Origin of the sequence: Nocardioides faecalis, from assembly GCF_018388425.1 — a bacterium.
GTDB classification, from domain to species: domain Bacteria; phylum Actinomycetota; class Actinomycetes; order Propionibacteriales; family Nocardioidaceae; genus Nocardioides; species Nocardioides faecalis.
The window spans coordinates 965,811-991,699 of the sequence record NZ_CP074406.1 but is presented as its reverse complement, the minus strand read 5'-3'; the positions used below and the strand labels follow the sequence as shown (position 1 = coordinate 991,699).

The window sequence follows — 25,889 nt, the reverse complement described above, 5'->3', positions numbered from 1 at the left end:
GCGATGTCCTTCGCAGGATCGTGCGGTTCGGGAAGCGGACCTCACGGGGGGATCGCGGGTCTCGTGCACGACACTGTGCCGGTAGCCACCCTACCGCCAGCGGGCGATTGTTACTAACTTGTGAACGCCCCGCGGGCCGTCTCCGCGCGGGTCGGCGCACCGGCAGGTCACAGCACGAAGGAGGGTCCGCGATGCGGGTGTTCACGACGTTCGAGGAGCTCGCAGAGGCGGCGGGGACCGACCTCGGCAGCAGCGACTGGGTCACCATCGACCAGGAGCGGGTGGACCGGTTCGCGGACGCCACCGGCGACCACCAGTGGATCCACGTGGACCCCGAGCGTGCGGCGCAGGGTCCCTTCGGCGGCACCATCGCGCACGGCTACCTGACGCTCTCCCTGGTGCCGTGGCTGGGCGAGCAGATCTTCTCGCTGCAGACCCCGGGCGCGAAACTGAACTACGGGGTGAACAAGGTCCGCTTCCCCGCGCCGCTGCTCGTCGGCAAGCGGATCCGGTTGCACGTGCACCTCGCCGAGCTCCTCGACGTCCCGGCCGGCAAGCAGATGGTGGTCCGGCACACCGTCGAGATCGAGGGCGAGCCGAAGCCGGCCTGCGTCGCGGAGACCGTCGTCCTGCTGCTGCCCTGACCCGGACTCACTGGTCTCACTGGCCCGGCGGGGTCAGTCGCGCGAGGCCCAGGCCTGCTCGAGTGCCTGGGACAGGGTCTCCACCGGCTGCGCCCCGGAGATGCCGAACCTGCCGTCGACGACGTAGAACGGCACCCCGCTGGCGCCGTACGCGCGGGCCTGGGCGATGTCGGCCATCACCTCGTCGCGGAACTCGGTGCTGCCCAGCACCTGCTCGACGCGGGCGGCGTCCAGGCCGGCGCTCGCGGCGGCGCGGCGCAGCACGTCGTGGTCGCCGACGGACTCGCCGCGGGCGAAGTAGGCGGCCATCAGCTCCTCGAGCAGCTCCGGCTGCCGGCCCTGCTCGGCGGCCAGGTGCAGCAGCCGGTGCGCTGTCAGGGTGCGGGCGTGCAGCGCGTCGAGGTGCGCGAACTCCAGTCCCTCGGCGGCGGCGACGTCGTCGACGCGGGAGAGCATCTCCTTGGTGCCGGCCTCGTCGGAGCCGAACTTGCGGGCCAGCACCCTCACCGTGGGCTCGGTGCCGACCTCCGGGGCGAAGGGGTCAAGCTCGAAGGAGCGGTAGAGGAGCTCGACCTCGTCGCGGTGGGCGAAGCCCGCCAGCGCCTTCTCGAACCGCCGCTTGCCGATGTAGCACCACGGACAGACGACGTCGGCCCAGATCTCGATACGCACCCCCGCCGAACACCTCGAGAGCGCGTTTGCTTCCCCGAGGCCCCACCCAGGCTCCCCTGAGGTCGTCTCGGGGTCGGACGGGGGCCGGCCTGGGTGGCCTACCCGACGCGCCGGCGGCCCGTTCGCGGACAGGCTGAGGCCATGATCACCGTCGAGTCCCTGTCCAAGTCGTACGGCGGCTTCCGCGCCGTCGACGACGTCTCGTTCACCGCCCGGCCCGGCCGGGTCACCGGCTTCCTCGGGCCCAACGGCGCCGGGAAGTCCACCACCATGCGGGTGATGGTCGGCCTGACCGTCGCCGACGCCGGCGAGGTGCGGGTGACCGGTCGGCGCTTCCGCGAGCTGCCCGACCCCGGGCGCGAGGTCGGGGTGCTGCTGGACGCCTCCGCCCAGCACGCCGGGCGCACCGGCCGCGAGGTCCTCACCATCGCCGCGCTCACCATGGGCCTGCCCCGGGTGCGCGTGGAGGAGATGCTCGCGCGGGTCAGCTTGACCGACGACGAGGCGAGCCGGCGGGTGCGCAACTACTCCCTCGGCATGCGCCAGCGCCTCGGCATCGCCACCGCCCTGCTCGGCGACCCGGAGGTGCTGATCCTGGACGAGCCCGCCAACGGCCTCGACCCCGCCGGCATCCGTTGGATGCGCGACCTGCTGCGCGACTTCGCCGACGCCGGCGGCACGGTGCTGCTCTCCTCGCACCTGCTGCACGAGATCGAGGTGGTCGCCGACGACCTCGTCGTCATCGGCAACGGCCGGATCGTGGCGGGCGGCAGCAAGGAGGAGCTGCTCGCCGGGGCCGGCACCCTGGCCCGCGCCGCGGACGGCGCCGCGCTGGCAGCGGCCCTGCAGGGGGCCGGCATCACCGCCCGGCCGACGTCGGCGGGCGCCGTGCTGGCCGAGGCCGACCTGGCCCGGGTCGGTGCCGCCGCCTTCGCCGCCGGCATCGCCCTGCACGAGCTGCGCGCCGCCGACGGCGCCGGCCTGGAGGAGATGTTCCTGACGCTGACCGCCGGCAGCCAGCGCGAGGACGCCCCCACCCACAGCACCCGCAAGCACGAAGGAGCCGCAGCATGAGCACCACCGCCACCACCGCCACGGGGGCGCCGGCCCAGGACGTAGCCCGTCCCGCCGAGCGCCCCGTGCCCGCCCGCACCCCGTTCCCCCGGGTGCTGCGCGTGGAGCTGCGCAAGATGTTCAACACCCGCTCGGGATTCTGGCTGATGATGGGCATCGCCATCCTCGCTGCGCTCGCCACTATCGCCACGGTCGTGTTCGTGCCGGGCGAGGACCTGACCTACTCGGCCTTCGCCAGTGCCGTCGGCCTGCCGATGGGGGTGGTCCTGCCGATCGTGGCGATCCTGGCGGTGTCCAGCGAGTGGAGCCAGCGCACCGCGTTGACCACGTTCACGCTGGTGCCCTCGCGGGGCCGGGTGCTGGTGGCGAAGCTCCTGCTCACCGTCGCGATCGGCGCGGTCTCGATGGTGCTCGCAGCCGCCATCGGGGCGCTCGGCAACGTCGGGGGCAGCGCGATCGCCGGCGTGGACCCGACCTGGGACGTCGGCGTCGAGGCTTGGGGACGCGTCCTGCTGGCCCAGGTGATCGGGATGCTGTTCGGTTTCATGCTGGGTGTGGTGCTGCGCAGCTCGCCGGCCGCCATCGTGGGCTACTTCGTCTGCACGCTCGTGCTGCCGGGCGCCTCCGCCGCGCTGGGCGCCGTGCAGTCGTGGTGGGCCGAGCACGGCGCCTGGTTCGACCAGAGCTGGGCCACCACCCGCCTCTTCGACGAGGCCGCACCGAGCGCGCAGGCCTGGGCGCAGATCGGGGTCTCCAACGCGCTGTGGATCCTGCTGCCGTTGGCGTTCGGCACCCGGGCGCTGCTGCGCGCCGAGGTGAAGTAGCCGCCCGCTCAGCTCCCGTCGCCGGTGACGTCGTGGATGACGTCGCCGGTGACGTCGTGGGGGACGTCGTGGGGGACGTCGTGGGTGAAGAGGCAGAACGTGTGCCCGCCGGGGTCGACGTACACCCGCAGCGGCTCCTCGGGGTCGCCTGCCTGGTCCATCCGGAGCGTCGCGCCGAGCTGGAGTGCCCGCGCGTGCAGCTCGTCGAGGCCCGCGCGGGTGGCGAGCTGCCAGTCGAGGTGGATCTGCTGCGGCACCTGCGGGTCGGGCCAGGTCGTGGGCTCGACCCGCTCGGCCCGCTGGAAGGCGAGCCGGAAGCCGTCGGGCGCCACGAGCACCTGCCAGGTGGCGTCCTCGCGGTCGTTGTCGGGATGGAAGGACCAGTCGAGGAGGTCGCGGTAGAACCGCGCCAGCCGGGACACGTCGGTGGTGTCCAGGACGACGTTGCGCAGGGTGGGGCGGGCCATGGCCCCCCGGTGCCCGCCGCCGCCCGGGTGAGACGGGGCCGGCCGAGTCGGGTCCGGCCGAGTCGGGCCCCGCGCAGCCTCAGGCGAGCCGGGCGTCCCAGGCGCCTGCCGAGCGCGAGCGCAGCGGCAGCGTGGAGGGCCGCGGGCCCTGGGTGGCCGGGTCGTAGTTGACCGCGGTGCCGCCCCAGTCGATCCAGCTGTCGACGGTGTGCAGGTTCTCCAGCGCACCGTCGCACCGGATGATCCAGATCGTCTCCTCGAGCGTCTCGAAGTGGCCGTGCTTGATGTGCGAGGGACGGAACGTGTAGGTCCCCACCCCGGCGTCGCCGTGCAGCGACGCGGTGCGGCCGGCCAGCGTGTAGAACTCCTCGTACACGGGGTGGTGCAGCATCCGCGGCTCCGACCAGCCGACCGGCGCCTTGATCAGCCGTGTGTAGAAGCCCGTCTCCGGGTCGTGGTGGAGCATCTTGATGTAGAGCGGGCTCAGCGGGCCGGCGACGAACTCCAGCGTCGAGCGCCACTCCACCTCGCGCGGGTCGGTGAGGGTCACCTCGCCGCGGGCCTGCGGAGTGCGCGCACCGCCCACCGTGAAGCGGCTCGTGCCGTACTCGCGCCAGTGCAGCAGCCGGGTGCCGGCGGCGACCCGCATCTCGGCCATCGGCACGCCGGCCGGGACGTGGAGGTACTCCCACTCCCCCATCACCCGGTCGCCGTAGGTCATCGAGCCGCTCAGCACGAAGAACTCGGTGTCGGCCTCCGGGACGCCCGCCGGGCGCGAGAAGTCGGTGACGAACTCGAGCAGCAAGGACGAGGACCCGTCCTCCTCGTCGACCGAGAGCCGCTTCTCGACGGCCTCGCCGACGCCGCCCGGCAGCTCGGCGGGGTGCCAGACGTAGTCCTGCTCGTGGATCATCTCGACGTGCGGGCGCACGACGCCTCCTCCCATTATCGATACAACTTGTATCGACAATGAGCATAGGCGGGTGGCCTGATCCCGCGCAACCTTGATTGCACATTCTGTATCGGAAATCTCACCGGCTTGCGGCGGCGGTCCCCCAGCCAGGGCCGGAGAATGCGAGACGCCCCCGGATCCGTGCGGATCCGGGGGCGTCTACGACGTCGTACGGCGTGGCTCAGCGAGCGGCGGAGCCCTCGGTGTAGTCGTCGTCGCTCTGCTTCCAGGCGAACTGGGCGCGCAGCTTCTTGCCGGTCGCCTCGATCGGGTGGCCGGCCTCCTCCTCGCGGAGGCGGAGGAACTCGGCGCCGCCGTTGTCCTGGTCGTCGATGAACCGCTTGGCGAACGCGCCGGACTGGATGTCGGCGAGGACCGCCTTCATCTCCTGCTTGACCGCGTCGGTGACCACGCGCGGGCCGGAGACGTAGTCGCCGTACTCGGCGGTGTCGGAGATCGACCAGCGCTGCTTGGCGATGCCGCCCTCCCACATCAGGTCCACGATGAGCTTGAGCTCGTGCAGCACCTCGAAGTAGGCGATCTCGGGCTGGTAGCCGGCCTCGGTGAGGGTCTCGAAGCCCGCCTGGACCAGGTGCGACATGCCGCCGCACAGCACGGCCTGCTCACCGAACAGGTCGGTCTCGGTCTCCTCGGTGAAGGTGGTCTTGATGACGCCGGCGCGGGTGCCGCCGATGCCCTTGGCGTAGGACTTGGCGAGCTCCCAGGCCTGGCCCGAGGCGTCCTGCTCGACGGCGATGATGTCCGGGATGCCGCGGCCGGCGACGAACTCGCGGCGCACGGTGTGGCCCGGCGCCTTCGGGGCGACCAGGATGACGTCGACGCCCGCCGGGGGCTTGATGTAGCCGAAGCGGATGTTGAAGCCGTGGCCGAAGACGAGGGTGTCGCCCTCGGTCAGCGCGGGCGCGATGTCCTCGGCGTACAGGTGGCGCTGGACCTGGTCGGGGGCGAGGATGACGATGACGTCGGCCTCCTCCGCGGCCTCGCGCGGGGTGAGCACGCGCAGGCCCTGCTCCTCGGCCTTGGCACGGCTCTTGGAGCCCTCCTTGAGGCCGACCCGGACGTCCACACCGGAGTCGCGGAGGTTCAGCGCGTGGGCGTGGCCCTGGCTGCCGTAACCGATGACCGCGACGTGCTTGCCCTGGATCAGGGACAGGTCGGCGTCGTCGTCGTAGAACATCTCAGCCACTGGTGGCTCTCCTTGGTTTCGTGGGTTGGTGTTGTCGTGCGTGTCGAGGCGGCGGCGGGCGCCGGGCTCAGGCGTTGGCGGCGGGCGGAACCGGTACGGCGACCGGCTTGGTCCGCTCGGAGATCGACCGGGCGCCCCGGCCGATGGCGACCATGCCGGACTGCACGAGCTCGCGGACCCCGAAGGGCTCGAGCATGCGCAGCAGGTCGCCGATCTTGTCGGCGTTGCCGACGATCTGCATGGTGATCGCGTCGGGGGCGACGTCGATGACCTTGGCCTTGAAGAGCTGGACGATGTCGAGCACCTCGCGGCGGTTCTCCGCGGTGGCGCCGACCTTGACCAGGATGAGCTCCCGGGTGACCGAGGACGCCGGGTCGAGCTCCACGATCTTGATGACCTCGACCAGCTTGTTGAGCTGCTTGGTCACCTGCTCGAGCGGGGAGGCGTCGACGTTGACCACGATCGTCATCCGGGAGATCTCCGGGTGCTCGGTCGGGCCGACGGCCAGGGACGTGATGTTGAATCCGCGGCGGCTGAACAACGCGGAGATGCGGGCGAGGACGCCGGGCTTGTCCTCGACCAGGACCGACAGGGTGTGCTGGGCCATCAGAGGTCGTCCTCGTCGAACTTGGGCGCGAGGTCGCGCGCGTACTTGATGTCGTCGTTGCTGGTGCCGGCGGCGACCATCGGCCACACCATCGCGTCGCGGTGCACCCGGAAGTCCACCACGACCGGGACGTCGTTGACCTCCATCGCCTTGGCGATGGTGGCGTCGACATCCTCGGGCGAGTCGCAGGCCAGGCCGACGCAGCCGTAGGCCTCGGCGAGCTTGACGAAGTCGGGGATCCGCTTGGAGTGCAGGTCGGTGTTGGAGTAGCGGCTGTTGTAGAACAGCGTCTGCCACTGCCGCACCATGCCGAGCGACTCGTTGTTGATCAGCGCCACCTTGATCGGGATGTCGTTGATCGCGCAGGTGGCCAGCTCCTGGTTGGTCATCTGGAAGCAGCCGTCGCCGTCGACCGCCCAGACGGTCTGGTCGGGCATCGCGACCTTGGCGCCCATCGCGCCCGGCACGGCGAAGCCCATCGTCCCCAGACCACCGGAGTTGATCCAGGTGTTGGGGCGCTCGTAGCCGACGAACTGCGCGGCCCACATCTGGTGCTGGCCGACGCCGGCGGTGTAGATGGTGTCGGGGCCGGCGAGGGCGCCGAGGCGCTCGATCACGTACTGCGGGGCCAGGGCGCCATCGGCGGGCTTGTCGTAGCCCAGCGGGTACTTCTTCTTGACCCCGGCGCAGAACGCGACCCAGCCCTCGTAGTCGCCGGTGCGCCCGGCGTCGGCCTCGGTGCGCAGCGCGGTGAGCAGGTCGGTGAGCACCTCGCGGATGTCGCCCACGATCGGGACGTCGACGGGGCGGTTCTTGCCGATCTCGGCGGGGTCGATGTCGGCGTGGATGACCTTGGCGTGCGGCGCGAAGGTGTCCAGGTTGCCGGTGACCCGGTCGTCGAAGCGGGCGCCGAGGCTGATGATCAGGTCGCTCTTCTGCAGCGCGGCGACCGCGGCGACCGTGCCGTGCATGCCGGGCATGCCCAGGTGCTGCGGGTGGCTGTCGGGGAACGCCCCGCGCGCCATCAGGGTGGTGACCACCGGGATGCCGGTGAGCACGGCGAGCTCGGCCAGCTCCTTCGACGCACCCGAGCGGATGGTGCCGCCGCCGACGTAGAGGACCGGCTTGCGCGAGTCCAGCATGAGGCGCGCGGCCTCGCGGATCTGCTTGGCGTGCGGGCGGGTCACCGGGCGGTAGCCGGGCAGGGTGATCTCGCTCGGCCAGGCGAAGCCGGTGGTGGCCTGCAGCGCGGACTTGGTGACGTCGACCAGCACCGGGCCGGGGCGGCCGGTGGAGGCGATGTGGAACGCCTCGGCGATCTTGGTGGGGATCTCCGCGGGGTCGGTGACCAGGAAGTTGTGCTTGGTGATCGGCATGGTGATGCCGCGGATGTCCGCCTCCTGGAAGGCGTCGGTGCCGATCAGCGAGGCACCGACCTGGCCGGTGATCGCGACCATCGGGACGGAGTCCATGTGGGCGTCGGCCAGCGGGGTGACCAGGTTCGTGGCGCCGGGGCCCGAGGTGGCCATGCAGACACCGACACGGCCCGAGGCGGAGGCGTAGGCCTGCGCGGCGTGGCCGGCGGCCTGCTCGTGCCGCACCAGGATGTGGCGGATGCTGGAGTCCATCAGCGGGTCGTAGGCCGGGAGGATCGCGCCGCCGGGGATGCCGAAGATGTCGGTGACTCCGGCCGCCTCCAGCGACCGGACCAGGCTCTGCGCGCCGGTGATGGTCTCGCCCGAGCCCTGCTGCTCAGTCATCCGAGTTGTTCCTTGTCTCTGCTGGTGGGGTGGGGTGCCCCGGCGGAGCCGGGCGGCCCCGCGTCGGTCACGTGCTCAACAAAAAACCCCTCGGTTGCCGGGCAACGGAGGGGTGGACGCGCTGGTTGGGGTCTGACGTGGTGTCCGTCAGGCTCAGCCGGCGCGTCCGGTACGTACGAGAAGCTGGTCAAGCATGTTTCCACCGTACGCCGTCGCACGTCGTGCCGTCGAATAAGTGTCGCACGCCGTCCCAGATGACAAGACGGCCGTCTCAGGATGGGGCGGCTGCGACGTGGCTGCGCAGCGAGGAGCGCTGGGTGCCATCGGCGGTGAAGTTGCCGGGGTCCAGCCAGTGCTCGTGGGCCGCGCGCAGCGCCGGCCACTCGGCATCGGTGATCGAGAACCAGTCGGTGTCGCGGCTGCGGCCCTGGGTGACCATGTGGTTGCGGAACCGGCCCTCGTAGGTGAACCCGAGCCGGGCGGCGGCCTTGCGCGAGGGTTCGTTGAGGCTGTCGCACTTCCACTCCAAGCGCCGGTAGCCCAGGTCGTCCAGGGCGTGCCGGGCGAGCAGGTGCAGGGCCTCCGTCGCCGCCGTGGTGCGCTGCAGGTCCCGGCCGAGCAGCACGTGGGCGATCTCGACCTGGCCGTGCGCGGGCACGATCCGGGCGTAGCAGGCGATGCCCGCCGCCTTGCCCGCCGCCGGCCCGGTCTGCGGCACCAGGGCGAAGGGCACCAGGTCGGGCTCCTCCAGCAGCCCCGCCAGGTGCATCCACAGCTCGGCGAGCGAGCCCGGCCGCGGCACGGGTCGATAGGTCCACAGGTCGGCGTCGTCGGGTCCGCAGGTGGTCGCGAACAGGTCCGCGTAGCGCGCCGAGCCGAGCGGCTCCACCGTGACGTGCTGACCGGTCAGGGTGACCGGGGCGGGCCAGGGCCGCGGCTCCCAGCCGACGACGAGGTCGCCGACCTGCTGCCCCAGCTCGTTGTGCTCGGCCACGCCACCGCCTCCTGTGCTCGACCGGGCCCGGCCCGGCTACTGGTAGGACACGAAACGTACTCGCGGCCGGATCTTGCGCACCGCCGCGGCCCCCATCCGGTTCACGTCCTCGTCGTAGAAGAGCTTGAAGCCCATCGCGAACTGCTTGGGCCGGGCCACCGCGCGGTAGGTGGCGAGCTTCTGCCGGCGGTTGCCGAAGCCGTCGACGTGCTGGATCATCCGCAGCCCCGGGCGCGACACGATCCGGGAGATGCCGGGCAGCATCGAGGACCGGAACTGGTGCAGCACGAAGGCCTTCTCCGGCAGGTCGTGGCGCACGACGAGCCGGGAGAGCCACCTGCTGGTCCGGTTGACCTCGCGGGCACGGACCCGCCCGATGGTGCGGCCCGGCACCTGGTGGCGGCCCATCCGCCACTCGGGGTCCAGCGCGAGCCCGACGTGCGGCTGCAGCAGCGCCCAGCGCCAGCGCTTGGCGACCTTCAGGAAGTCCGAGCGGCCCGGCTGCAGGTCGAGCACCAGCAGCACGCCGAGCCTGCGGGCAGCGTCGACATAGCGTCGTACGTCGCGCTTGCGGACGTCGTGGCTGTAGTCACCGTCCTTGCCCGGGTGGGCGTCGGCGATCGTGACGATCAGCTCGAACACCTCGCGCACCGGGTGGCCGGGGCTCTCGAACGGCGCGGCGGCACGCCGCAGCCGCCGGAACGCACGCTCCGGCGAGGTCTCCCCCAGCACCCCGAGCGCGGGGGTGCGCGGCGCGCCGTAGTAGGCCACCAGCATCCCGTCCGGGGGCAGCACCCGCTCGGTGCGCCAGCGCGGACCGTCCCCGGACGCCGCTCCGGCCGACTGGGTGGCAGCCGGCTCGGTCGCGGCGGGCTCGCTGGTGGCGGGCTCGGTAGCGGGCGTCGGGCTCGGGTCGCGGTCCGTCTCGGTGACCGTCCGGTCCCGCCCGTCCTCCGGGCCGTCCGGCCCGTGCGGCAGGGCGGTGACCGCCAGCACGAGCGCGAGCACGGCGAGGACGAGCCCCAGTGCACGCACCAGGACCAGCCCACGCCGCCGTGGCGTCGGCGGCACGCCCGGGATCAGTCGGGGACGCGGCGGTAGGCGCCGTCAGAGGCCGAGGTGGCCATCGAGGCGTAGGCCCGCAGCGCCGCGGAGACCGTGCGGTCACGATCGGTCGGCGTGTACGGCTTGTCCCGCTTGTCCTGCAGCACCCGGCGCTCGGCGAGGGTGTGCTCGTCGACCTCGAGGGTGATGGAGCGGTTCGGGATGTCGATGGTGATGATGTCGCCGTCCTCGACCAGCGCGATCGTCCCGCCCGAGGCCGCCTCCGGGGAGGCATGCCCGATGGAGAGCCCGGAGGTGCCGCCGGAGAACCGGCCGTCGGTGATCAGTGCGCACTTCGCCCCCAGGCCGCGGCCCTTGAGGAACGAGGTCGGGTAGAGCATCTCCTGCATGCCCGGACCGCCCTTGGGGCCCTCGTAGCGGATGACGACGACCTGGCCCTCGACGACCTTCTTGCCGAGGATGCCGGCCACCGCGTCGTCCTGGGACTCGAAGACGATCGCGGGCCCGCTGAAGGTCCAGATCTCCTCGGCGACGCCGGCGGTCTTCACCACGCAGCCCTCGGGGGCGAGGTTGCCGTGCAGGATCGCCAGCCCGCCGTCGGCGGAGTAGGCGTGCTCGAAGTCGCGGATACAGCCGTCGGCGGCGTCGGTGTCCAGGCTGGCCCACAGGTTCTCGGTGGAGAACGCCTCGGTGGTGCGCACCCCGCCGGGCGCGGCGCGGAACAGGTCGAGGGCCTCCTCCGAGGGCGACTCGCCCCGGATGTCCCAACGACCGAGCCACTCGTCGAGGTCGGCTGCGTGGATCGAGTGCACGTCCTCGTTGAGGGCGCCGCCGCGGCGCAGCTCGCCCAGCAGGGCCGGGATGCCGCCGGCGCGGTGCACGTCCTCCATGTGGTACTTCGGGGAGTTCGGCGCGACCTTGGACAGGCACGGCACGCGGCGCGAGATCGCGTCGATGTCCTCGACGTGGAAGTCCAGCTCGGCCTCGCGAGCGGCGGCCAGCAGGTGCAGGATCGTGTTGGTGGAGCCGCCCATCGCGACGTCGAGCGCCACGGCGTTCTCGAACGCCGACCGGTTGGCGATGTTGCGCGGCAGGACGGACTCGTCGTCGTCGTCGTAGTAGCGCCGGCACAGGTCCATCACGATCCGGCCCGCGTCCTCGAAGAGGCGGCGGCGCTTGGCGTGCGTGGCCAGGGTCGAGCCGTTGCCGGGCAGGGAGAGGCCGATCGCCTCGGTCAGGCAGTTCATCGAGTTCGCGGTGAACATGCCCGAGCACGAGCCGCAGGTCGGGCAGGCGGAGCGCTCGATGGTGTCGAGCAGCTCGTCGCTGATCGCGTCGTTCGCCGAGGCCGACATCGCGTCGACCAGGTCGAGCTTGGGGTGCACCAGGCCCTCGACGGCGACCGTCTTGCCGGCCTCCATCGGGCCGCCGGAGACGAAGACGACCGGGATGTTGAGCCGCAGCGCGGCGAGCAGCATGCCGGGGGTGATCTTGTCGCAGTTGGAGATGCACACGATCGCGTCGGCGCAGTGCGCCTGCACCATGTACTCCACCGCGTCCGCGATCAGCTCGCGGCTGGGCAGCGAGTAGAGCATCCCGCCGTGGCCCATCGCGATGCCGTCGTCGACGGCGATGGTGTTGAACTCCTTGGCCACGCCGCCGGCCGCGGCGACCGACTCGGCGACGATCTTGCCCAGGTCGCGCAGGTGCACGTGGCCGGGCACGAACTCGGTGAAGGAGTTCGCGATCGCGATGATCGGCTTGCCGAAGTCCGAGTCGGTCATGCCGGTGGCGCGCCACAGGGCGCGGGCACCGGCCATGTTGCGACCCGAGGTGGACGTCGCGGAACGAAGGGTGGGCATGGCGCCAAGGCTACGCCGCTCGCCGTGCGCGCAGCGAGGCGATGCGCTGGCGCGGACGGCGGGTGCCCGGCTCAGACGGTGGCGGCGCGCACCGTGAGCACGTCCGGCAGGTTCGCGGCGACCTGCTGCCAGTGCTCGCCGGCGTCCGCGGAGGCCCACACCGAACCGTTGCGCGCCCCCAGGTAGAGCCCCGGGCTCTCGTGGTCGTCGGTGCACATGGCGTCGCGCAGCACGCAGACGTGGAAGAAGTCCGGCAGCCCCTCGCCGTACGACGTCCACGACTCCCCCGCGTCGTCGGAGCGCCACACCTGGGCGCGGGCGTCCGTCGGGTAGCGGCCCGCGCCGCCGCCGAGCGGGAACACCCAGATGGTGTCGGGCTGACGGGGGTGCACCACGATCGGGAACCCGAAGTCGCTGGGCAGTCCCTCGCCGATGTCGGTCCAGCTGCCGCCCTCGTCGTCGGAGCGGTAGACGCCGCCGTGGTTCTGGGCGTAGAGCCGCTCGGGGCGGTCCGGGTGCCGGGCGACCTTGTGCACGCACTGGCCGAACTCGGGGTAGCGCAGGTCCTCGGGCAGGAAGTCGGCGCGGATGCCCTTGTTGCGCGGATGCCAGGAGGCGCCGCCGTCGGTGGTGCGGTAGACCCCGCCGGTGGAGATCGCGGTGACGATCGAGTCGGGGTCGGTGGGGTGCGGCAGCACGGTGTGGAAGGCCTGCCCGCCGAAGCCCTCGTCCCACTCGGCGCGGTGCGGGTGGTCCCACAGCGCCTGCTCGAGGGTGAAGCTCGCGCCGCCGTCGGTGGAGGTGAACACCGCCCCCGGCTCGGTGCCGGCGTGCAGCACGCCCGGGCTGGTGCCCGGCACGAGCTGCCAGATCCGGGAGACGGTGGCGCCGGCGCCCTCGGGGAAGCGGATCGCGCCGTTCGGCGTCTCCTGCCAGGTGTGGCCGAGGTCGTCGCTCCAGCGCACCTGTGGGCCCAACCAGCTCGACGAGGCGCCGGCGAACAGGCGCGGGACGTCGCCGCGGGTGTCGACCAGGACGGAGTACACCTCCTCCATGTCGTGGTGCGGCCCGTCGAGCTTCCACTCGCGGCGGTCGTCGGACCGGGCGATCCACAGTCCCTTGCGGGTCCCGATCATCAAGATGGTCGCCATCGGTTCCTCCTCGTGCTCCGTACACGGTCGGCGCGCACGTGTCCTGCCCACTGTGACTCGGCGCAGGCAGGAAAGTCATCGGATCGCGGGGATCATTTCGGTGCCGTGGGCTGCGTGCTCCTAGCGTGTGTGCGTGCCGTCGTCCGTCGCCTCCCGTCCCGCGCCCGGACTGGGCGCCTCGATCGGGCTCGTCCTGCTGAGCATCGCCTCGGTCCAGCTCGGCGCCGGCTTCGCCAAGCAGCTCTTCACCGACGTCGAGCCGGACGGCGTGGTGTGGCTGCGCCTGGTCACCAGCGCCGCCGTGCTGCTGGCCTGGGCGCGCCCCGTCCTGCGCGGGCGCAGCCGCGCCGACTGGCTGGTCGTGCTGCGCTACGGCGCCTGCCTGGCGGTGATGAACTGGGCGATCTACCAGTCGTTCTCCCGGATCCCGATCGGCGTCGCGGTGACGATCGAGTTCATCGGTCCGCTGGCGCTGGCCGCGGCCGGGTTCCGCCGCGCACGGCACCTGGGCTGGGTCGGGCTGGCCGCTCTCGGGGTGCTGCTGCTCGGCTTCGAGCGCACCCACCTCGACCCGCTCGGCGTCGCCTACGCGGTGCTTGCCGGGGCCGCGTGGGCCGGCTACATCCTGTCCAGCGCCGCGACCGGGCGGCGGTGGGCCGGCATCGACGGCCTCGCCGTGGCCAGCGGCGTCGCGGTGCTGCTGCTCAGCCCGCTGCTGCTCACCGTCGAGGTCGGCGACCTGCTCGACGCCCGGGTGCTGGCGATCGGGGCCGCCGTCGGGCTGCTGAGCTCGGTGGTGCCCTACAGCGCCGAGATCGCCGCCCTGCGCACCCTGCCCGCGGCGACGTTCGGGGTGCTGATGAGCCTGGAGCCCGCGGCCGCCGCGCTCGCCGGGCTGCTCCTCGTGGGCGAGGACCTGGCACCGGTGCAGTGGGCCGCGATCGGCTGCGTCGTACTGGCCACCGTCGGCGCCACCCGGGCGACCCGGGCCCGGGTCCTTCCCGATGTCATCTGAGGCCTGGCGTGGTCGACCTGGTGCGGTTCACCAGCGCCGCGGGCCACGGCCTTCGTGGGCCCCTGGTCGGGCCCTCGGTCTCGCGACCGGCCTGAGCCGGCCCCGCCGCGCACGGTCTTCGGGCACAATCGCGGCATGTCGACCTCCGCTCCCCGGCCCGAGCAGCGCTCGGCGACCGCGTCGATCGCCTATCGAGACATCCTCTCCGACGACGGCACCCACCTCCGGGCCTGGACCAACGACCCGGACGGAGTGATCGACGGGCCCACCGTCGTGCTCTGCAACGGGCTGGGCACCAACCCGCACCTGTGGCCGTGGCTGCTGGACCCCGCCTGCGGCATCCGGGTGGTGTCGTGGAACCACCGCGGCGTCTGCGGCTCGGACCGTCCCCAGGACCGCCGGCACATCGAGGTCGAGCACTTCGTCGCCGACGGGCTCAGCGTGATGGACCACTTCGGGATCGGCTCGGCGGTGCTGATGGGCTGGTCGATGGGGGTCAACACCGCCTTCGAGATGACCTACCGCCACCCCGAGCGGGTGCGCGGCATCTTCGCGATGGCCGGCGTGCCCGGCGACACCTTCGCCACGATGCTGGCCCCGTTGCGTGTGCCACGGTTCGTGGCGCGGGCGCTGACGGTGAACCTGTGCCGGGTGGCGCAGTACAGCGGACCGATCACCAACCCGCTGGTGCGCCGGATCCCGATGAACGCCCAGGTGGTGCGGCTGCTCGGCCGCACCGGCTTCATGTTCGAGGTCGCCGACGAGGAGGCCGCCGCGGTCGGGCTCAAGGAGTTCCTGACCACGCCCGTGGACTGGTACGCCAAGCTCGCGCTGGCCACCTCCCGGCACCCCCGGGTGCGGCTGAGCCGGATCAACGTGCCCACCCTGTTCGTCGCCGGCAGCCACGACATCCTCGCCGGCGCCCGGGACATGGCCTCGGCCGCCGCCCGGCTGGCCGAACGCGGCCGGCCCACCGCGTACGTCGAGCTGCACGGCTCGCACTTCATCCAGCTCGAGCAGCCCGAGCGGGTGCTGGAGCTGCTCAGCGACTTCGTGCACGGCCTGGACCGAGCGGAGCACACCGCATGAGCCGCCGGCGTAGCGTCCGCGCGGGCAGCGCCGCGCTCGCCTGCGGCCTCCTGGCCAGCCTGCTCGCCGGCTGCGGCCAGGACGGCAACGAGGTCGACGTGGAGGTCTCCGCCACCGCCTCCGCGGCCCCGACCGGATCGGTGCGCGACGGCGAGGTGCTGTTCACCGTCGACGGGGTGCCGGACGTGGTCGGCACCGTCGCCACCGGGCTGGACACACCGTGGGGCATCGACTTCCTGCCCGACGGCCGCGCGATCGTCACCGAGCGCGACACCACCCGGGTGCTGCTGGTGACCCCGCCCGAGGTGGCCGACGGCAAGACGGCCGGGGAGGGCGAGGTGGTCGAGATCGGCCGGGTGCCCGAGACGGTGCCGCGGGTCGAGGCCGGCCTGCTCGGCGTGGCCGTCTCCCCCACCTTCGCCACCGACCGGCAGGTGTACCTCTACGTGTGCACCGCCGAGGACAACCGGGTGGTCCGCGCCGAGATCAGCAAGGACGACAAGCTCGGCGCGGTGGAGCCCGTGCTGACCGGGATCCCCACCGGCAACACCCACGACGGCGGCCGGCTCGCCTTCGGACCCGACGGGTTCCTCTACGTCGCCACCGGTGAGGGCGGCGACACCGAGCTGGCCCAGCGCAAGAAGTCACTCGGCGGCAAGATCCTGCGGATCACCACCGACGGCGACCCCGCGCCCGGCAACCCCTTCGACAGCCCCGTGTGGTCGCTGGGGCACCGCAACGTCCAGGGGCTGGCCTTCGACTCCGAGGGCTCGCTGTGGGCCTCGGAGTTCGGCCAGGACGACGCCGACGAGCTGAACCGGATCATCCCCGGCGAGAACTACGGTTGGCCGGAGGTGGAGGGCAGCGGCGGACCGAAGAAGTTCACCGAGCCGCAGCTGACCTGGGGCACCGACGAGGCCTCGCCGTCGGGCCTGGCCTACGCCGGCGGGTACCTGTGGATGGCCTCGCTCAAGGGCGAGCGGCTGTGGCGGATCAAGGCCGCCGGCGGGCAGGTCAGCGACCCGGCCGCCTACTTCGACGGCAAGCGCGGCGGGGACGCCGCCTCACCGGAGACCGGTTACGGCCGGCTGCGCACCGTCGTACGCGACCCCGACGGCAGGTTGTGGGTGTCCACCAGCAACACCGACGGTCGCGGCAAGCCTGGCGACGGCGACGACCGGATCCTGCTGATCGAGCCCTGACTCAGTCCGCTGCGGACTCAGTCCGCTGCGCGCGGCTCGGCGGGCGCGGCGGGCGCGGTGATCCGGGCGCGGCGCGCGGCCCGGCGCAGGGTGCTGAGCACCGCCGGCCCGAGCAGCGCCAGCGCCAGCGCGTTGGTGATCGCCCGGCCGGTGTCCCAGCCTCCGGTCGAGGTGAGCAGGGTGTAGATCGCGAAGTGGTGCAGGTTCTCGGCCAGCGGGGCGCCGGGCTCGTAGGACAGCTCGGTGGAGTCCTGGCCGGGCAGCTGGATGCCGGTCATGAACGGCCAGCCCTGCAGGTTCATCAGCGCGCCGTACAGGTAGGCGGCGAGGATGCCGTAGACGACGAGCATGGCGATCTCGCGGCGCCCGCGCATCCGGCGCGGCAGCAGGCCGGCGCCCATCCCGACCCACGCGGCCACGAGCATCTGGAACGGCAGCCATGGCCCGACGCCTGCGGTGAGCAGCGCGGAGGCGAACAGCGACGTGCAGCCGAGCACGAACCCGAAGCCCGCGCCGAACACCCGGCCGCCGAGGATGAGCAGGAAGAAGACGAGCTCGAGGCCGGCGGTGCCGGCGCTGAGCAGGCGCAGCACGGCGTTGACCGCGGTCAGCACGCCCAGGATCGCCAGCACCCGGGCGTCCATGCCGCCCTCGGACAGCTCGGCGAGCACCACCGCGAGGATCACCGGCAGCAGCAGCAGGAGCAGGAACGGCGGGTCGACCCGCTGGCCGGGCGCCGCGTCCACGTCGATGAGCAGCGGCCACGACAGCATCAGCACGCCGATCACCGACACGATCGCGAGCACGACCCCCGAGCGGGCGCGCAGGGGTACGGCGACGCGCCGCGGCTCACGCACCGGCGCGCTCATCGCAGCCCCTGCTCCACCGCGCCGCGCGCCAGCGCGTCGGCGACGTCGGCGACGGTGAGCCACCCCGGGCCGAGCACCTTCGTCACCTGCGGGGCGAAGGCGGGCGACTCGGTGAGCGCCTGGGCGACCGGGGCGGCGGAGACGATCTCGCCCTCGGCGAGCATGAGCAGCTCGTCGGCGACCTGGGCGACGAACTCCACGTCGTGGGTGGCCAGCAGCACCGTCCGCGGCGGGTCCGCTGCTCCTGTTCCGTTGCCGGCGGCCAGCTCGCGCAGGATCGCGGCGAGCGCCCGCTTGGCCGGGTAGTCCAGGCCGCGGGTCGGCTCGTCGAGCAGCAGCACGGGCGGGCGGGCGGTGAGCACGATCGCGACCGCGAGCGCCAGGCGCTGGCCCTCGGACAGGTCGCGTGGGTGGTGGTCGGGGGCGATGCCCGGCGCGAGCCGCTCGAGCAGGTCGGCGCAGGTGCCGGCCGGTGCGTCGGCGGAGGCGTCGGCGGCCGCGCACTCCTGCGCCACGGTCTCCAGGTAGAGCAGGTCGGCCGGGCTCTGCGGCACCAGGCCGGTGTGTGCGCGGCGCTGCGCCGCACTGAGCGCGGACGGCTCGGAGCCGGCCACCCGCACCGTGCCCGACGCGGGTGTGTGCCGGCCCTGCAGCGTCCACAGCAGCGTGGACTTGCCGGCGCCGTTGCGGCCCATCAGCGCCGTGACCGTGCCAGGGCGCAGGTCGAAGGAGACCTCACGGAGCACGGGGTGGCGGCCGTGGGCGACCACGAGGCGTCGTACCGACACCGACGGTGGGGCCTCGCCGGCAGGGATGTTCGGGATGGGGCTGGCCGGGGCAGGGCTGGCGGCGGTGGGCGTGACGGGGTGCGGCGGCGGGCCCAGGCGCGGGCGCAGGGTGGCGGCGGCGCGGCGGGCGTCGCGGACGGTGAGCGGCAGCGGGTCCCAGCCGGCGAGGCGGCCGAGCTCGACCAGCGGCGGGGCCACCGGCGCGTGCGGCAGCACCTCGGCGGGAGCGCCCGTGACCAGCCGGCCGCCTCGCAGCGGGTCGGCGCCGAGCACGCAGAGCTGGTCGGCGAACGGCAGCACCCGCTCCAGGCGGTGCTCGGCGACCAGGACGGAGACGCCGAGGTCCTGCACCAGGCGGGTCAGCGTGGCGAGGACGTCCTCGGCGGCGGTCGGGTCGAGCGCGGAGGTCGGCTCGTCGAGGACGAGCAGCCGCGGGTGGGTGGTGAGCACGCAGCCGATGGCGACCCGCTGCTGCTGGCCGCCGGACAGGGTGCGCAGGTCGCGGTGGCGCAGGTCGGCGATGCCCAGCACGTCGAGGGTCTCCTCCACCCGGCGTCGCATCGCCGCCGGGGCGACGCCGAGCTGCTCCATGCCGAAGGCCAGCTCCTCCTCGACGGTGTCGGTGACGAACCAGGTCGGTGGGTTCTGCCCGACGTAGCCGATCACGTGCGCGCGCTCGCGGGCCGGCAGGCCGGTGACGCGGACCCCGTCGAGCAGCACGTCGCCGCTCAGCGTGCCGCCGCTGAACGCGGGCACCAGGCCGGCGACGACGCCGAGCAGGGTGGACTTGCCGACGCCGGTGGGCCCGGCGAGGACGACGAGCTCGCCGTCGTCGATGGTGAGGTCGACCCGATCCAGCACCGGCGCCGGGGCCTGCGTGAGGGTCCGGTCGTCGCCGGTGTCGCCGGAGGGGTCGTCGTAGGAGAACGTGACGTCGCGAAGCTGGAGCATCAGGCGGCCACCTCCCGGGCCGGTTCCGGGCTCGGGGCGGGCGCCGCCCCGGGGTCCTGGGCGGTCGGCGGCGGCGGTGCCGCCCAGACCGGTACGACGGCGAGCAGCACGCCGAGCACCGCGGGCACCGTCAACGCCGGCACGACCAGCACGCCCGGGTGCGCGGTGTCGACGTCGGCGCGGCCCAGCGCCCACACGACGGCGCCCGCCCCGATGCCGCACAACGCCACCACGACCTCGGGCACGCGCCACCGGTCGGGCCGGTAGCGGGTGCGCTGCACACGGCGCCCGGCGGAGACGAACCCGACGAGGGCCAGCGCCATGCCGCCGGCCAGCATGGGCAGCGCGAGCAGGCGCGGCGCGGTGGCGTCGAGGAACGCGTAGACACCGACGCAGACCCCCAGCAGCCCGCCGATCATCAGGGCCCCGGTGCGGCGCCGCTGCTGCGCGGTGAGCTCACCGACGCGTCCGTAGCCGCGTGCGTCCATGCCGGCGGCGAGCGCCAGGGAGCGGTCGAAGGAGTCCTCCAGGATGGGCACCAGCAGCCGTCGGGCGCCGCGGATGCGGCGGAACCGGCCCGTGGGGCCGCCGCGCAGCTCCTGCGCGGCGCGGATCCGGCGGGCGCTGTCGGCCAGCTGCGGCACCACGTTGATCGCCACGGTCATCGCCGTGCCGATCTCGTAGAGGGCCGGCGGCAGCGACTTCATCAGCCGCTTCGGGTTGGCCAGCGCGTTGGCCGCACCCACGGCGATGATGATCGCCGCCAGGCGCATCCCCTCGTACAGCGCGGCGAGCAGCTCCTCGCGGGTGAAGGGGCCCAGCAGGGAGATCCCGGCGGCCACGTCGGGCAGGTCGATGGTGGGCAGGGTGAACAGCACGTGGCCGGGAGTGTCGCCGCCGAGCAGGACCCGGAAGAGGATCCGCACCGCCACGACGATCACGCCGATCCACACGTAGAGGCGGAACGAGCGGGCCCAGGGCTGGTCGGAGCGGCAGGTCAGCACGACCAGGCTCACCGCGGCCAGCAGCAGGCCGAGCAGGAACGGGTTGGTGGTGCAGGACGCGGCCACCGCGATCCCCACGGCCCACGCCCACCACGCGACCGGGTGCAGGTCCCGCGGCATCCTCATCGTGTCCGCCGCCGCAGGGGTACGACGGCAGCCGCCGCCAGCACGACGACCGCTCCGCCGATCAGCAGCCCGGTGGGCGGCCCGGAGTCGTCGTCCGCCGCGGGCGTCTTCGCGGCCGGCTGGTCGGCTGCGACGACCTCGTCGTCGGCGGTCGCCTCTGCTCCGGCCCCGGGAAGGGGCACGTCGGGCGGCGGCGCCTTGCCCTCGCCCTCGTGCCAGGCGAAGCCGACCCAGGCGCCGGGCTCGAGGTCGAGACCGTTCACCCCGAGGCCGGCGTACGCCCAGGTCGTCGTACCGGGGTCGGCCCACCACAGCGACCAGTAGGAGTCGCCGGCGACGCACCGCCCGTCCTCGGGCAGGCCGTCGATGCGGCACACGTAGCCCTGCATGCCCGGCGCGCCGGTGCCGCTGAGCTCGAAACCCGCCTCGTCGAAGACGTACGACGCCGTGCCGGCCGCCGCGCACGCCGTCCTGGTGGGGCCGCCGAGCTCGTTGGGGTCCACCAGCACGGTGACCTCGTCCGCGGCGCAGGCGGCCGGGGCCGCCGCCGCGACGCCGGCCGAGGCCGGGGCGCTCGGCGACAGCGGCACCGCCGCGAGCACCAGGCCCGCGGCGGCTGCCGACGTCGGCAGGCTCAGGAGCCGGCGGGGCACGGTGCCTCGTCCGCTCCGTCCGGGGTCGCGAGCAGTGCCGGCAGCGCCTGGATGGTCGCGGCCCGCCACTGGCCCTCCGTCGTCTTGGTCAGGCCCTTCTTGCCGGCGGCGCGCACCGCGGTGTCGTCGAAGGCGATCGCGCCCGCGTCGCGGGCGAGGACGCCCTCACACTCACCGAGCTGGCGGCCGCGGACCCAGGCGGCGGCCTGCGCGGCCGCCTCGTCCTCACCGGCCAGGTGCAGCGCCCAGCCCGCGAGCCCGGTGCTGTTGGCGTTCGGGACCACCGCTCCGTCGCCACCGGAGAAGGAGCCGTCCTCGGCCTGCTGGTCGAGGATGTAGTCGATGCCCTTGCGCAGCGCGGCGTCGAGGGTGGCGTCGTCCTCGGCGAGGTCGTGCAGCAGCACGTAGGCCAGGGCGGTGGTGTCCACCGGCTCCGGCGCGGCGCCCGCGCCGTCGCAGGTCTGGTCCGCAGCCGCGGCGTCGGGGAAGTAGAGCCGGAAGAAGCCGGCCGAGCACTGCTGCTGCAGCAGGTAGTCGCGGGCGGCCTCGGCCTCCTCGGAGCCGGCGAGGGTGAGGCCGCGGACGGCCCAGGCCTGGCCGAAGGAGTTGGCGTAGTCGCCGAAGCTGCTCTTGTCCTCGGCGCGGCCGGCGGTGGGGCCGGCGTCGGGACCGGCGTCCTCGATCCGCTCCTCCAGCTGGGCGAGGAGGTCGATGCCGGCGAAGTCGCGCGGGTCGGCGCCGGTGTCCGCGGCGAAGGAGAGGAGCTTGGCGGTGGACCCGGCGTAGACGTCCTCGCCCGGGCTGGCGTACTCCGCCGCGCCGGCGACCAGGACGTCGGCGATCGCCGGGAGGGCGTCGCTGTCGGGGTCGACGGCCCGCAGCGCGTAGGCGAGGTCGATGGTGGAGCCGAGGTCGTCGGTGCCGTACTGGCGGTTGCGCAGCACGCCGTCGGTCAGCTCACCCTCCAGCCAGCGGGCGCCGGCGAGCGCGGCCTGGGGCGTGCCGGGCTCGGCGCCGGACCCGGTGGCGGAGCCCGAGGCGGGGTCCGAGGCCGCAGACCGCTTGTCGTCGTCCTCCCGGCCGCAGCCGGTGAGCAGGAGCGCGAGGGACAAGCCGGCGGCCGAGAGCGTCCGGGCCGTCCGAGGGGACATGAGGGTCATGGTTCCTTCCCGCTGCACGAGCAGGAAGAGGGCTGTCCCCCCGACCTGCTGCTTTCCACGACAGCGTTGGTGTCAGGACGTCACGGGGCGGGTGCTCCGGCTCGCGCCTGCCCAGGACTCGGTCCTGGAATGACGCTCACGGTTGCGGGTCAGCGCCGGATTCGCACCGGCTTTCCCCACCAAGGACGTGGTGATGTTGTCCCGCGCAGCGTACTCCAGATCTGGCGCGGCGCCGCCATCGGTTCACGTTCCACCGGCCCGCCGGTGGAGGTGCGAACGACAGCGCGCCGGAGCGGGTCTGACTGGGGGTGTCCTTGTGCGGCGGCGGCGCGGATGGGCCGTCGGAAAGTGCGTCGGTGGGTGAGTCGCTCAGTGGGAGACAGGTTCGACGGTCGTCTTGTTCTGCCCGCAGACGATGTAGCGCGCGTACTCGGGCTCTGGCACGCACCGTCAACCAGTTCTCTGTCCCCGAGCGGCGCATCCCGTCGCACCTCGATGTCGTAGGAGACGCAGACGTCGTTTCAGGACCGGGCACGGACGGTCTCCCTCAAGACGTACCAGGCAGTCACGCTGACGACCCCGATCACGGAGGCAGCGGCGAGGACCGCCGGTGCGATAGGGGCACACCAGTGAGTGCAGGTCAGGCGGCGGGGTCGAGCCCGGGTTCGAGTGCCGGATCGGCCAGCGCGTCCGGCCAGTGCCCGGGTGGGTCGAGTGCCTGGGTCCCGTTCGGGCCGACGTGGAAGAACCAGCCGTGGGGACTTCGCCAGAGCAGGTGGCCCGGCATGAGGACGAAGTACCGCCATCCGGAGTGCGTCTTGGCGCGGTGGTGCCGGCGGCACAGCGGGTGCAGGTCACAGGGGCAGGTCGAGCCACCCTCGGCGTGCGGGATCCGGTGGTCGAGGTCGCAGCGCTCGGCGCGCCTGCTGCAGCCGGGGAAACAGCAGGTGGTGTCGCGCAGCTCGACCTGCTTGCGATGCCTCTGCGGGATCTCGTATCGGTCGACCGGGTCGCAGTCGGCCAGGTCGATCACCGGCTGCACGCTGATCGAGGTGGCCGTACGCAGCCACTCCCGGATCTGCTCCTTGAGCACCGGCCGACGTCCCTCGTGCCAGCGCCCGACCGAGTTCGGCTCGCCGCCGTCACCCACGACCTCGCTGAGCATGGTGTCGGTGAGGTGCACGGAGATCTCGGCCTTGCGACCAGCCGAGCGGACGACCATTTCTCCGGTCTCCTCGTCGGTGGTGAGCAGGTCCAGCTCGAGGTCGTTCCGCGCCAGCTCACCGACCGCGACAGCCCGCCGCACATCGAGCGACTCCTCGGAACCGAGCCGGCCCAGCAGCGTCGCCCGCCGGCCGACGGCGTCGTCGAGGTCGGCCGCGTCGGCGGCGTCGAGGAGACCACCGATCACGGCCAGCCCGTTCTCGTTCGCCGCGCCGACGTCGAAGTGCCGGTGATCGGCGGCCTCCTTCCGGCGGGCCTCAGCGGCCACAGGGTCATACCTGAGGACCGCGGTCGCCACGACGCGATCCATCTCCGCCCACCCCACGCGCCCGACCCGCGATGCGACCTGCCGGTCCACGAACGCCGCCGCATCCGGGTTGAGTGACCGCGTGAGGTCCGCGACGCGCTCGGCGCGCCAGGTGGCGACCTTCCCGGACATCACCTGGCCGTAGAGAAGAGGGAGCCGCCAGGCGCACTCGATGATCCGCCCGACGTAGACCCGGCCGCCGTCGGGTGAACGACCCAGCACGGCAATGAGCTCCATCAAGTGGAACTCCGAGACCAGCGGAGCACCGGGCCCCGCGATGGGGACACCAGTGTCGACGAACGAGTCGCGCACCGTGGCGGCGTGCTCGGGTGCGTCGACCACGTTCTGGTCGGCCCACGCGACGATCGCGGCCCACTCGTCGATCATCAGGTCGGCGCGGCGCCGGACGCCGGCGCTCAGCACGTTGAGCAGCTCGGCGACCGGACGGCCGTCGTGCTCCGCTGCTGCGGTGCTGCTCCTGAGATCCATACCTGGATTCTCCTCCGACCCTCCGACGGAACCCGGCCCCCGAAAACCGCCTGTGACCTGCAGAAACCACCTCGGTTGTCTCGCACAGGCTCGCCCACCGGGGTGGCACCGAGGAGGGCGAGCACGGTCCGGCGGGAGCGGAACATGAACCCGGCCCTACGCCGCCGGGACACAGCACCGCCCGCGACCAGCTGGCCGCGGGCGGTGTGGACGGGCTCAGGAGCAGGCGAGGCTCAGGCGAGCTTCTCCAGGATCAGCTCGCGCACCCGGCCGGCGTCGGCCTGGCCGCGCATCTCCTTCATCACCGCACCGATGAGGGCGCCGGCGGCGGCGACCTTGCCGTCGCGGATCTTGTCCGCGACGTCCGGGTTGGCCTCGATCGCCTTGTCGACGGCAGCCGAGAGCGCGCCGTCGTCGGAGACGATCTCCAGCCCGCGGGCCGCGACGATCTCCTCCGGGGTGCCCTCGCCGGCGATCAGGCCGTCGAAGACCTGACGGGCGAGCTTGTCGTTGATCCGGCCGGTGTCGACCAGCGCCTGCACGCCGGCCACCTGCACCGGCGTCACGCCGACCTCGGCCAGCTCGACGCCGGTGTCGTTGGCACGACGCGTCAGCTCGGAGAGCCACCACTTGCGGGCAGCCTGCGGGGCAGCGCCGGCGGCGACGGTCTCCTCGATCAGCTCGAGCGCCCCGGCACCGATGGTGTCGCGCATCTCGAGGTCGCTGAAGCCCCACTCCTTCTGCAGCCGGACCCGCTTCGCGGCGGGGTTCTCCGGCAGGGTGGCGCGCAGCTCCTCGACCCACTCCCGGCTCGGCGCGACCGGCACCAGGTCGGGCTCGGGGAAGTACCGGTAGTCCTCGGCGTCCGACTTCTCACGACCCGAGGAGGTGGTGCCGTCGTTCTCGTGGAAGTGCCGCGTCTCCTGCAGCACCGAACCGCCGGCGAGCAGGATGCCCGCGTGCCGCCCCATCTCGTAGCGCACGGCCCGCTCGACCGAGCGCAGCGAGTTGACGTTCTTGGTCTCCGAGCGGGTGCCCAGGCCGCCGGAGCCCTTCGGCGCCAGCGACAGGTTCACGTCGGCACGGATCGAGCCCTGGTCCATCCGGGCGTCGGAGACACCGAGGGCGACGATCAGGTCGCGGATCGCGGACACGTACGCCTTGGCCACCAGCGGCGCCTTGTCGCCGGTGCCCAGGATCGGCCGGGTGACGATCTCGATCAGCGGGATGCCGGCGCGGTTGTAGTCGACCAGCGAGTAGTCGGCGCCGTGGATCCGGCCGTCCGAGCCGCCGACGTGCGTGGACTTCCCGGTGTCCTCCTCCATGTGCGCGCGCTCGATCTCGACGCGGAAGGTCTCCCCCTCCACGTCGACGTCGAGGTAGCCGTCGAAGGCGATCGGCTCGTCGTACTGCGAGGTCTGGAAGTTCTTCGGCATGTCCGGGTAGAAGTAGTTCTTCCGCGCGAAGCGGCACCACTCGGCGATCTCGCAGTTCAGCGCGAGACCGATCCGGATCGCTGACTCCACCGCCTTGCGGTTGACCACCGGCATCGCGCCGGGCAGGCCCAGGCAGGTCGGGCAGACCTGCGTGTTGGGCTCCGCACCGAACGCGGTCGGGCAGCCGCAGAACATCTTGGTGTTGGTGTTGAGCTCGACGTGGATCTCCAGGCCCATCGCCGGGTCGAACTTCGCGATCACCTCGTCGAAGTCGACCAGCTCGGTCGTGGCGGCCAT

At 72.8% G+C, this 25,889-nt stretch carries 23 protein-coding genes and 1 riboswitch; of the genes, 6 read left to right on the top strand and 17 right to left on the bottom strand.

Going from position 1 to position 25,889, the window contains the following annotated elements; translation table 11 throughout:
* Positions 1 to 191: 191 nt before the first annotated feature.
* Complete coding sequence (locus KG111_RS04565) at positions 192 to 644, top strand: MaoC family dehydratase (RefSeq protein WP_205290557.1); 453 nt, start codon at positions 192 to 194, stop codon at positions 642 to 644.
* Positions 645 to 677: 33 nt separating this feature from the next.
* On the opposite strand, the gene KG111_RS04560 is transcribed toward KG111_RS04565, so the two are convergent.
* On the bottom strand, positions 678 to 1,316 hold the full coding sequence (locus KG111_RS04560) for a DsbA family oxidoreductase (protein ID WP_205290558.1): 639 nt from the start codon (positions 1,314 to 1,316) through the stop codon (positions 678 to 680).
* A gap of 141 nt (positions 1,317 to 1,457) precedes the next feature.
* Here KG111_RS04560 and KG111_RS04555 point away from each other — a divergent pair, with 141 nt between their 5' ends.
* Together KG111_RS04555 and KG111_RS04550 are read left to right on the top strand one after the other, a co-directional pair.
* A complete protein-coding gene (locus KG111_RS04555) occupies positions 1,458 to 2,390 on the top strand; it encodes an ABC transporter ATP-binding protein (protein ID WP_205290559.1) in 933 nt (310 codons plus the stop codon).
* Positions 2,387 to 3,214: an ABC-2 transporter permease gene (locus KG111_RS04550; RefSeq protein WP_205290560.1), complete on the top strand. Its 828-nt coding sequence runs from the start codon at positions 2,387 to 2,389 to the stop codon at positions 3,212 to 3,214. Before KG111_RS04555 ends, KG111_RS04550 begins: the two co-directional genes overlap by 4 nt.
* Before the next feature lie 8 nt (positions 3,215 to 3,222).
* On the opposite strand, the gene KG111_RS04545 is transcribed toward KG111_RS04550, so the two are convergent.
* The 9 genes from KG111_RS04545 to KG111_RS04505 all read right to left on the bottom strand — a co-directional run bounded on the left by KG111_RS04545 (position 3,223) and on the right by KG111_RS04505 (position 13,279).
* Positions 3,223 to 3,681 carry a VOC family protein gene (locus tag KG111_RS04545; protein ID WP_205290561.1) on the bottom strand — a complete coding sequence of 153 codons (459 nt, stop codon included), beginning with the start codon at positions 3,679 to 3,681 and terminating at the stop codon, positions 3,223 to 3,225.
* A 79-nt stretch (positions 3,682 to 3,760) separates the two neighbouring features.
* The gene (locus tag KG111_RS04540; protein ID WP_205290562.1) at positions 3,761 to 4,612 is read right to left on the bottom strand and encodes a DUF4437 domain-containing protein; all 852 of its coding nucleotides are present in this window, start codon (positions 4,610 to 4,612) and stop codon (positions 3,761 to 3,763) included.
* 202 nt (positions 4,613 to 4,814) lie between these two features.
* Positions 4,815 to 5,840: a ketol-acid reductoisomerase gene (ilvC, locus tag KG111_RS04535; RefSeq protein WP_283770595.1), complete on the bottom strand. Its 1,026-nt coding sequence runs from the start codon at positions 5,838 to 5,840 to the stop codon at positions 4,815 to 4,817.
* Between the two features lie 67 nt (positions 5,841 to 5,907).
* On the bottom strand, positions 5,908 to 6,447 hold the full coding sequence (ilvN, locus tag KG111_RS04530; protein WP_205290563.1) for an acetolactate synthase small subunit: 540 nt from the start codon (positions 6,445 to 6,447) through the stop codon (positions 5,908 to 5,910).
* On the bottom strand, positions 6,447 to 8,207 hold the full coding sequence (locus KG111_RS04525) for an acetolactate synthase large subunit (protein ID WP_205290564.1): 1,761 nt from the start codon (positions 8,205 to 8,207) through the stop codon (positions 6,447 to 6,449). Before KG111_RS04525 ends, ilvN begins: the two co-directional genes overlap by 1 nt.
* A gap of 271 nt (positions 8,208 to 8,478) precedes the next feature.
* The gene (locus tag KG111_RS04520; RefSeq protein WP_205290565.1) at positions 8,479 to 9,201 is read right to left on the bottom strand and encodes a GNAT family N-acetyltransferase; all 723 of its coding nucleotides are present in this window, start codon (positions 9,199 to 9,201) and stop codon (positions 8,479 to 8,481) included.
* Positions 9,202 to 9,237: 36 nt separating this feature from the next.
* Positions 9,238 to 10,236: a hypothetical protein gene (locus tag KG111_RS04515; protein ID WP_205290566.1), complete on the bottom strand. Its 999-nt coding sequence runs from the start codon at positions 10,234 to 10,236 to the stop codon at positions 9,238 to 9,240.
* A gap of 44 nt (positions 10,237 to 10,280) precedes the next feature.
* Positions 10,281 to 12,128, bottom strand: coding sequence for a dihydroxy-acid dehydratase (gene ilvD, locus KG111_RS04510; protein ID WP_205290567.1), 1,848 nt, complete (start codon positions 12,126 to 12,128; stop codon positions 10,281 to 10,283).
* A 71-nt stretch (positions 12,129 to 12,199) separates the two neighbouring features.
* Positions 12,200 to 13,279 (bottom strand): WD40/YVTN/BNR-like repeat-containing protein, encoded by a 1,080-nt coding sequence (locus KG111_RS04505; RefSeq protein WP_205290568.1) that lies wholly within the window; start codon positions 13,277 to 13,279, stop codon positions 12,200 to 12,202.
* A 133-nt stretch (positions 13,280 to 13,412) separates the two neighbouring features.
* On the opposite strand from KG111_RS04505, the gene KG111_RS04500 reads away from it, so the two are divergent.
* The 3 genes from KG111_RS04500 to KG111_RS04490 all read left to right on the top strand — a co-directional run bounded on the left by KG111_RS04500 (position 13,413) and on the right by KG111_RS04490 (position 16,585).
* Positions 13,413 to 14,294: an EamA family transporter gene (locus KG111_RS04500; protein ID WP_249666303.1), complete on the top strand. Its 882-nt coding sequence runs from the start codon at positions 13,413 to 13,415 to the stop codon at positions 14,292 to 14,294.
* 135 nt (positions 14,295 to 14,429) lie between these two features.
* Positions 14,430 to 15,383 (top strand): alpha/beta fold hydrolase, encoded by a 954-nt coding sequence (locus KG111_RS04495; RefSeq protein ID WP_205290569.1) that lies wholly within the window; start codon positions 14,430 to 14,432, stop codon positions 15,381 to 15,383.
* A complete protein-coding gene (locus KG111_RS04490) occupies positions 15,380 to 16,585 on the top strand; it encodes a PQQ-dependent sugar dehydrogenase (protein WP_205290570.1) in 1,206 nt (401 codons plus the stop codon). The genes KG111_RS04495 and KG111_RS04490 overlap by 4 nt, the downstream gene beginning before the upstream one ends.
* Positions 16,586 to 16,602: 17 nt before the next feature.
* On the opposite strand, the gene KG111_RS04485 is transcribed toward KG111_RS04490, so the two are convergent.
* From KG111_RS04485 to gatB, 7 genes are all read right to left on the bottom strand, one after another.
* Positions 16,603 to 17,442, bottom strand: a complete 840-nt coding sequence (locus KG111_RS04485) for an ECF transporter S component (protein ID WP_205290791.1) — start codon at positions 17,440 to 17,442, stop codon at positions 16,603 to 16,605.
* Positions 17,443 to 17,450: 8 nt separating this feature from the next.
* Positions 17,451 to 19,193: an ABC transporter ATP-binding protein gene (locus KG111_RS04480; RefSeq protein ID WP_205290571.1), complete on the bottom strand. Its 1,743-nt coding sequence runs from the start codon at positions 19,191 to 19,193 to the stop codon at positions 17,451 to 17,453.
* Positions 19,193 to 20,323: an energy-coupling factor transporter transmembrane component T family protein gene (locus KG111_RS04475; protein WP_205290572.1), complete on the bottom strand. Its 1,131-nt coding sequence runs from the start codon at positions 20,321 to 20,323 to the stop codon at positions 19,193 to 19,195. Before KG111_RS04475 ends, KG111_RS04480 begins: the two co-directional genes overlap by 1 nt.
* Positions 20,320 to 20,976 carry a hypothetical protein gene (locus KG111_RS04470; protein WP_205290573.1) on the bottom strand — a complete coding sequence of 219 codons (657 nt, stop codon included), beginning with the start codon at positions 20,974 to 20,976 and terminating at the stop codon, positions 20,320 to 20,322. Before KG111_RS04470 ends, KG111_RS04475 begins: the two co-directional genes overlap by 4 nt.
* Positions 20,958 to 22,127, bottom strand: a complete 1,170-nt coding sequence (locus tag KG111_RS04465; protein WP_205290574.1) for a prenyltransferase/squalene oxidase repeat-containing protein — start codon at positions 22,125 to 22,127, stop codon at positions 20,958 to 20,960. Before KG111_RS04465 ends, KG111_RS04470 begins: the two co-directional genes overlap by 19 nt.
* A gap of 78 nt (positions 22,128 to 22,205) precedes the next feature.
* Positions 22,206 to 22,360: riboswitch (cobalamin riboswitch) on the bottom strand.
* 416 nt (positions 22,361 to 22,776) lie between these two features.
* Positions 22,777 to 24,156, bottom strand: a complete 1,380-nt coding sequence (locus KG111_RS04460) for an HNH endonuclease signature motif containing protein (protein ID WP_205290575.1) — start codon at positions 24,154 to 24,156, stop codon at positions 22,777 to 22,779.
* A gap of 233 nt (positions 24,157 to 24,389) precedes the next feature.
* Positions 24,390 to 25,889 (bottom strand): Asp-tRNA(Asn)/Glu-tRNA(Gln) amidotransferase subunit GatB, encoded by a 1,500-nt coding sequence (gene gatB / locus KG111_RS04455; protein WP_205290576.1) that lies wholly within the window; start codon positions 25,887 to 25,889, stop codon positions 24,390 to 24,392.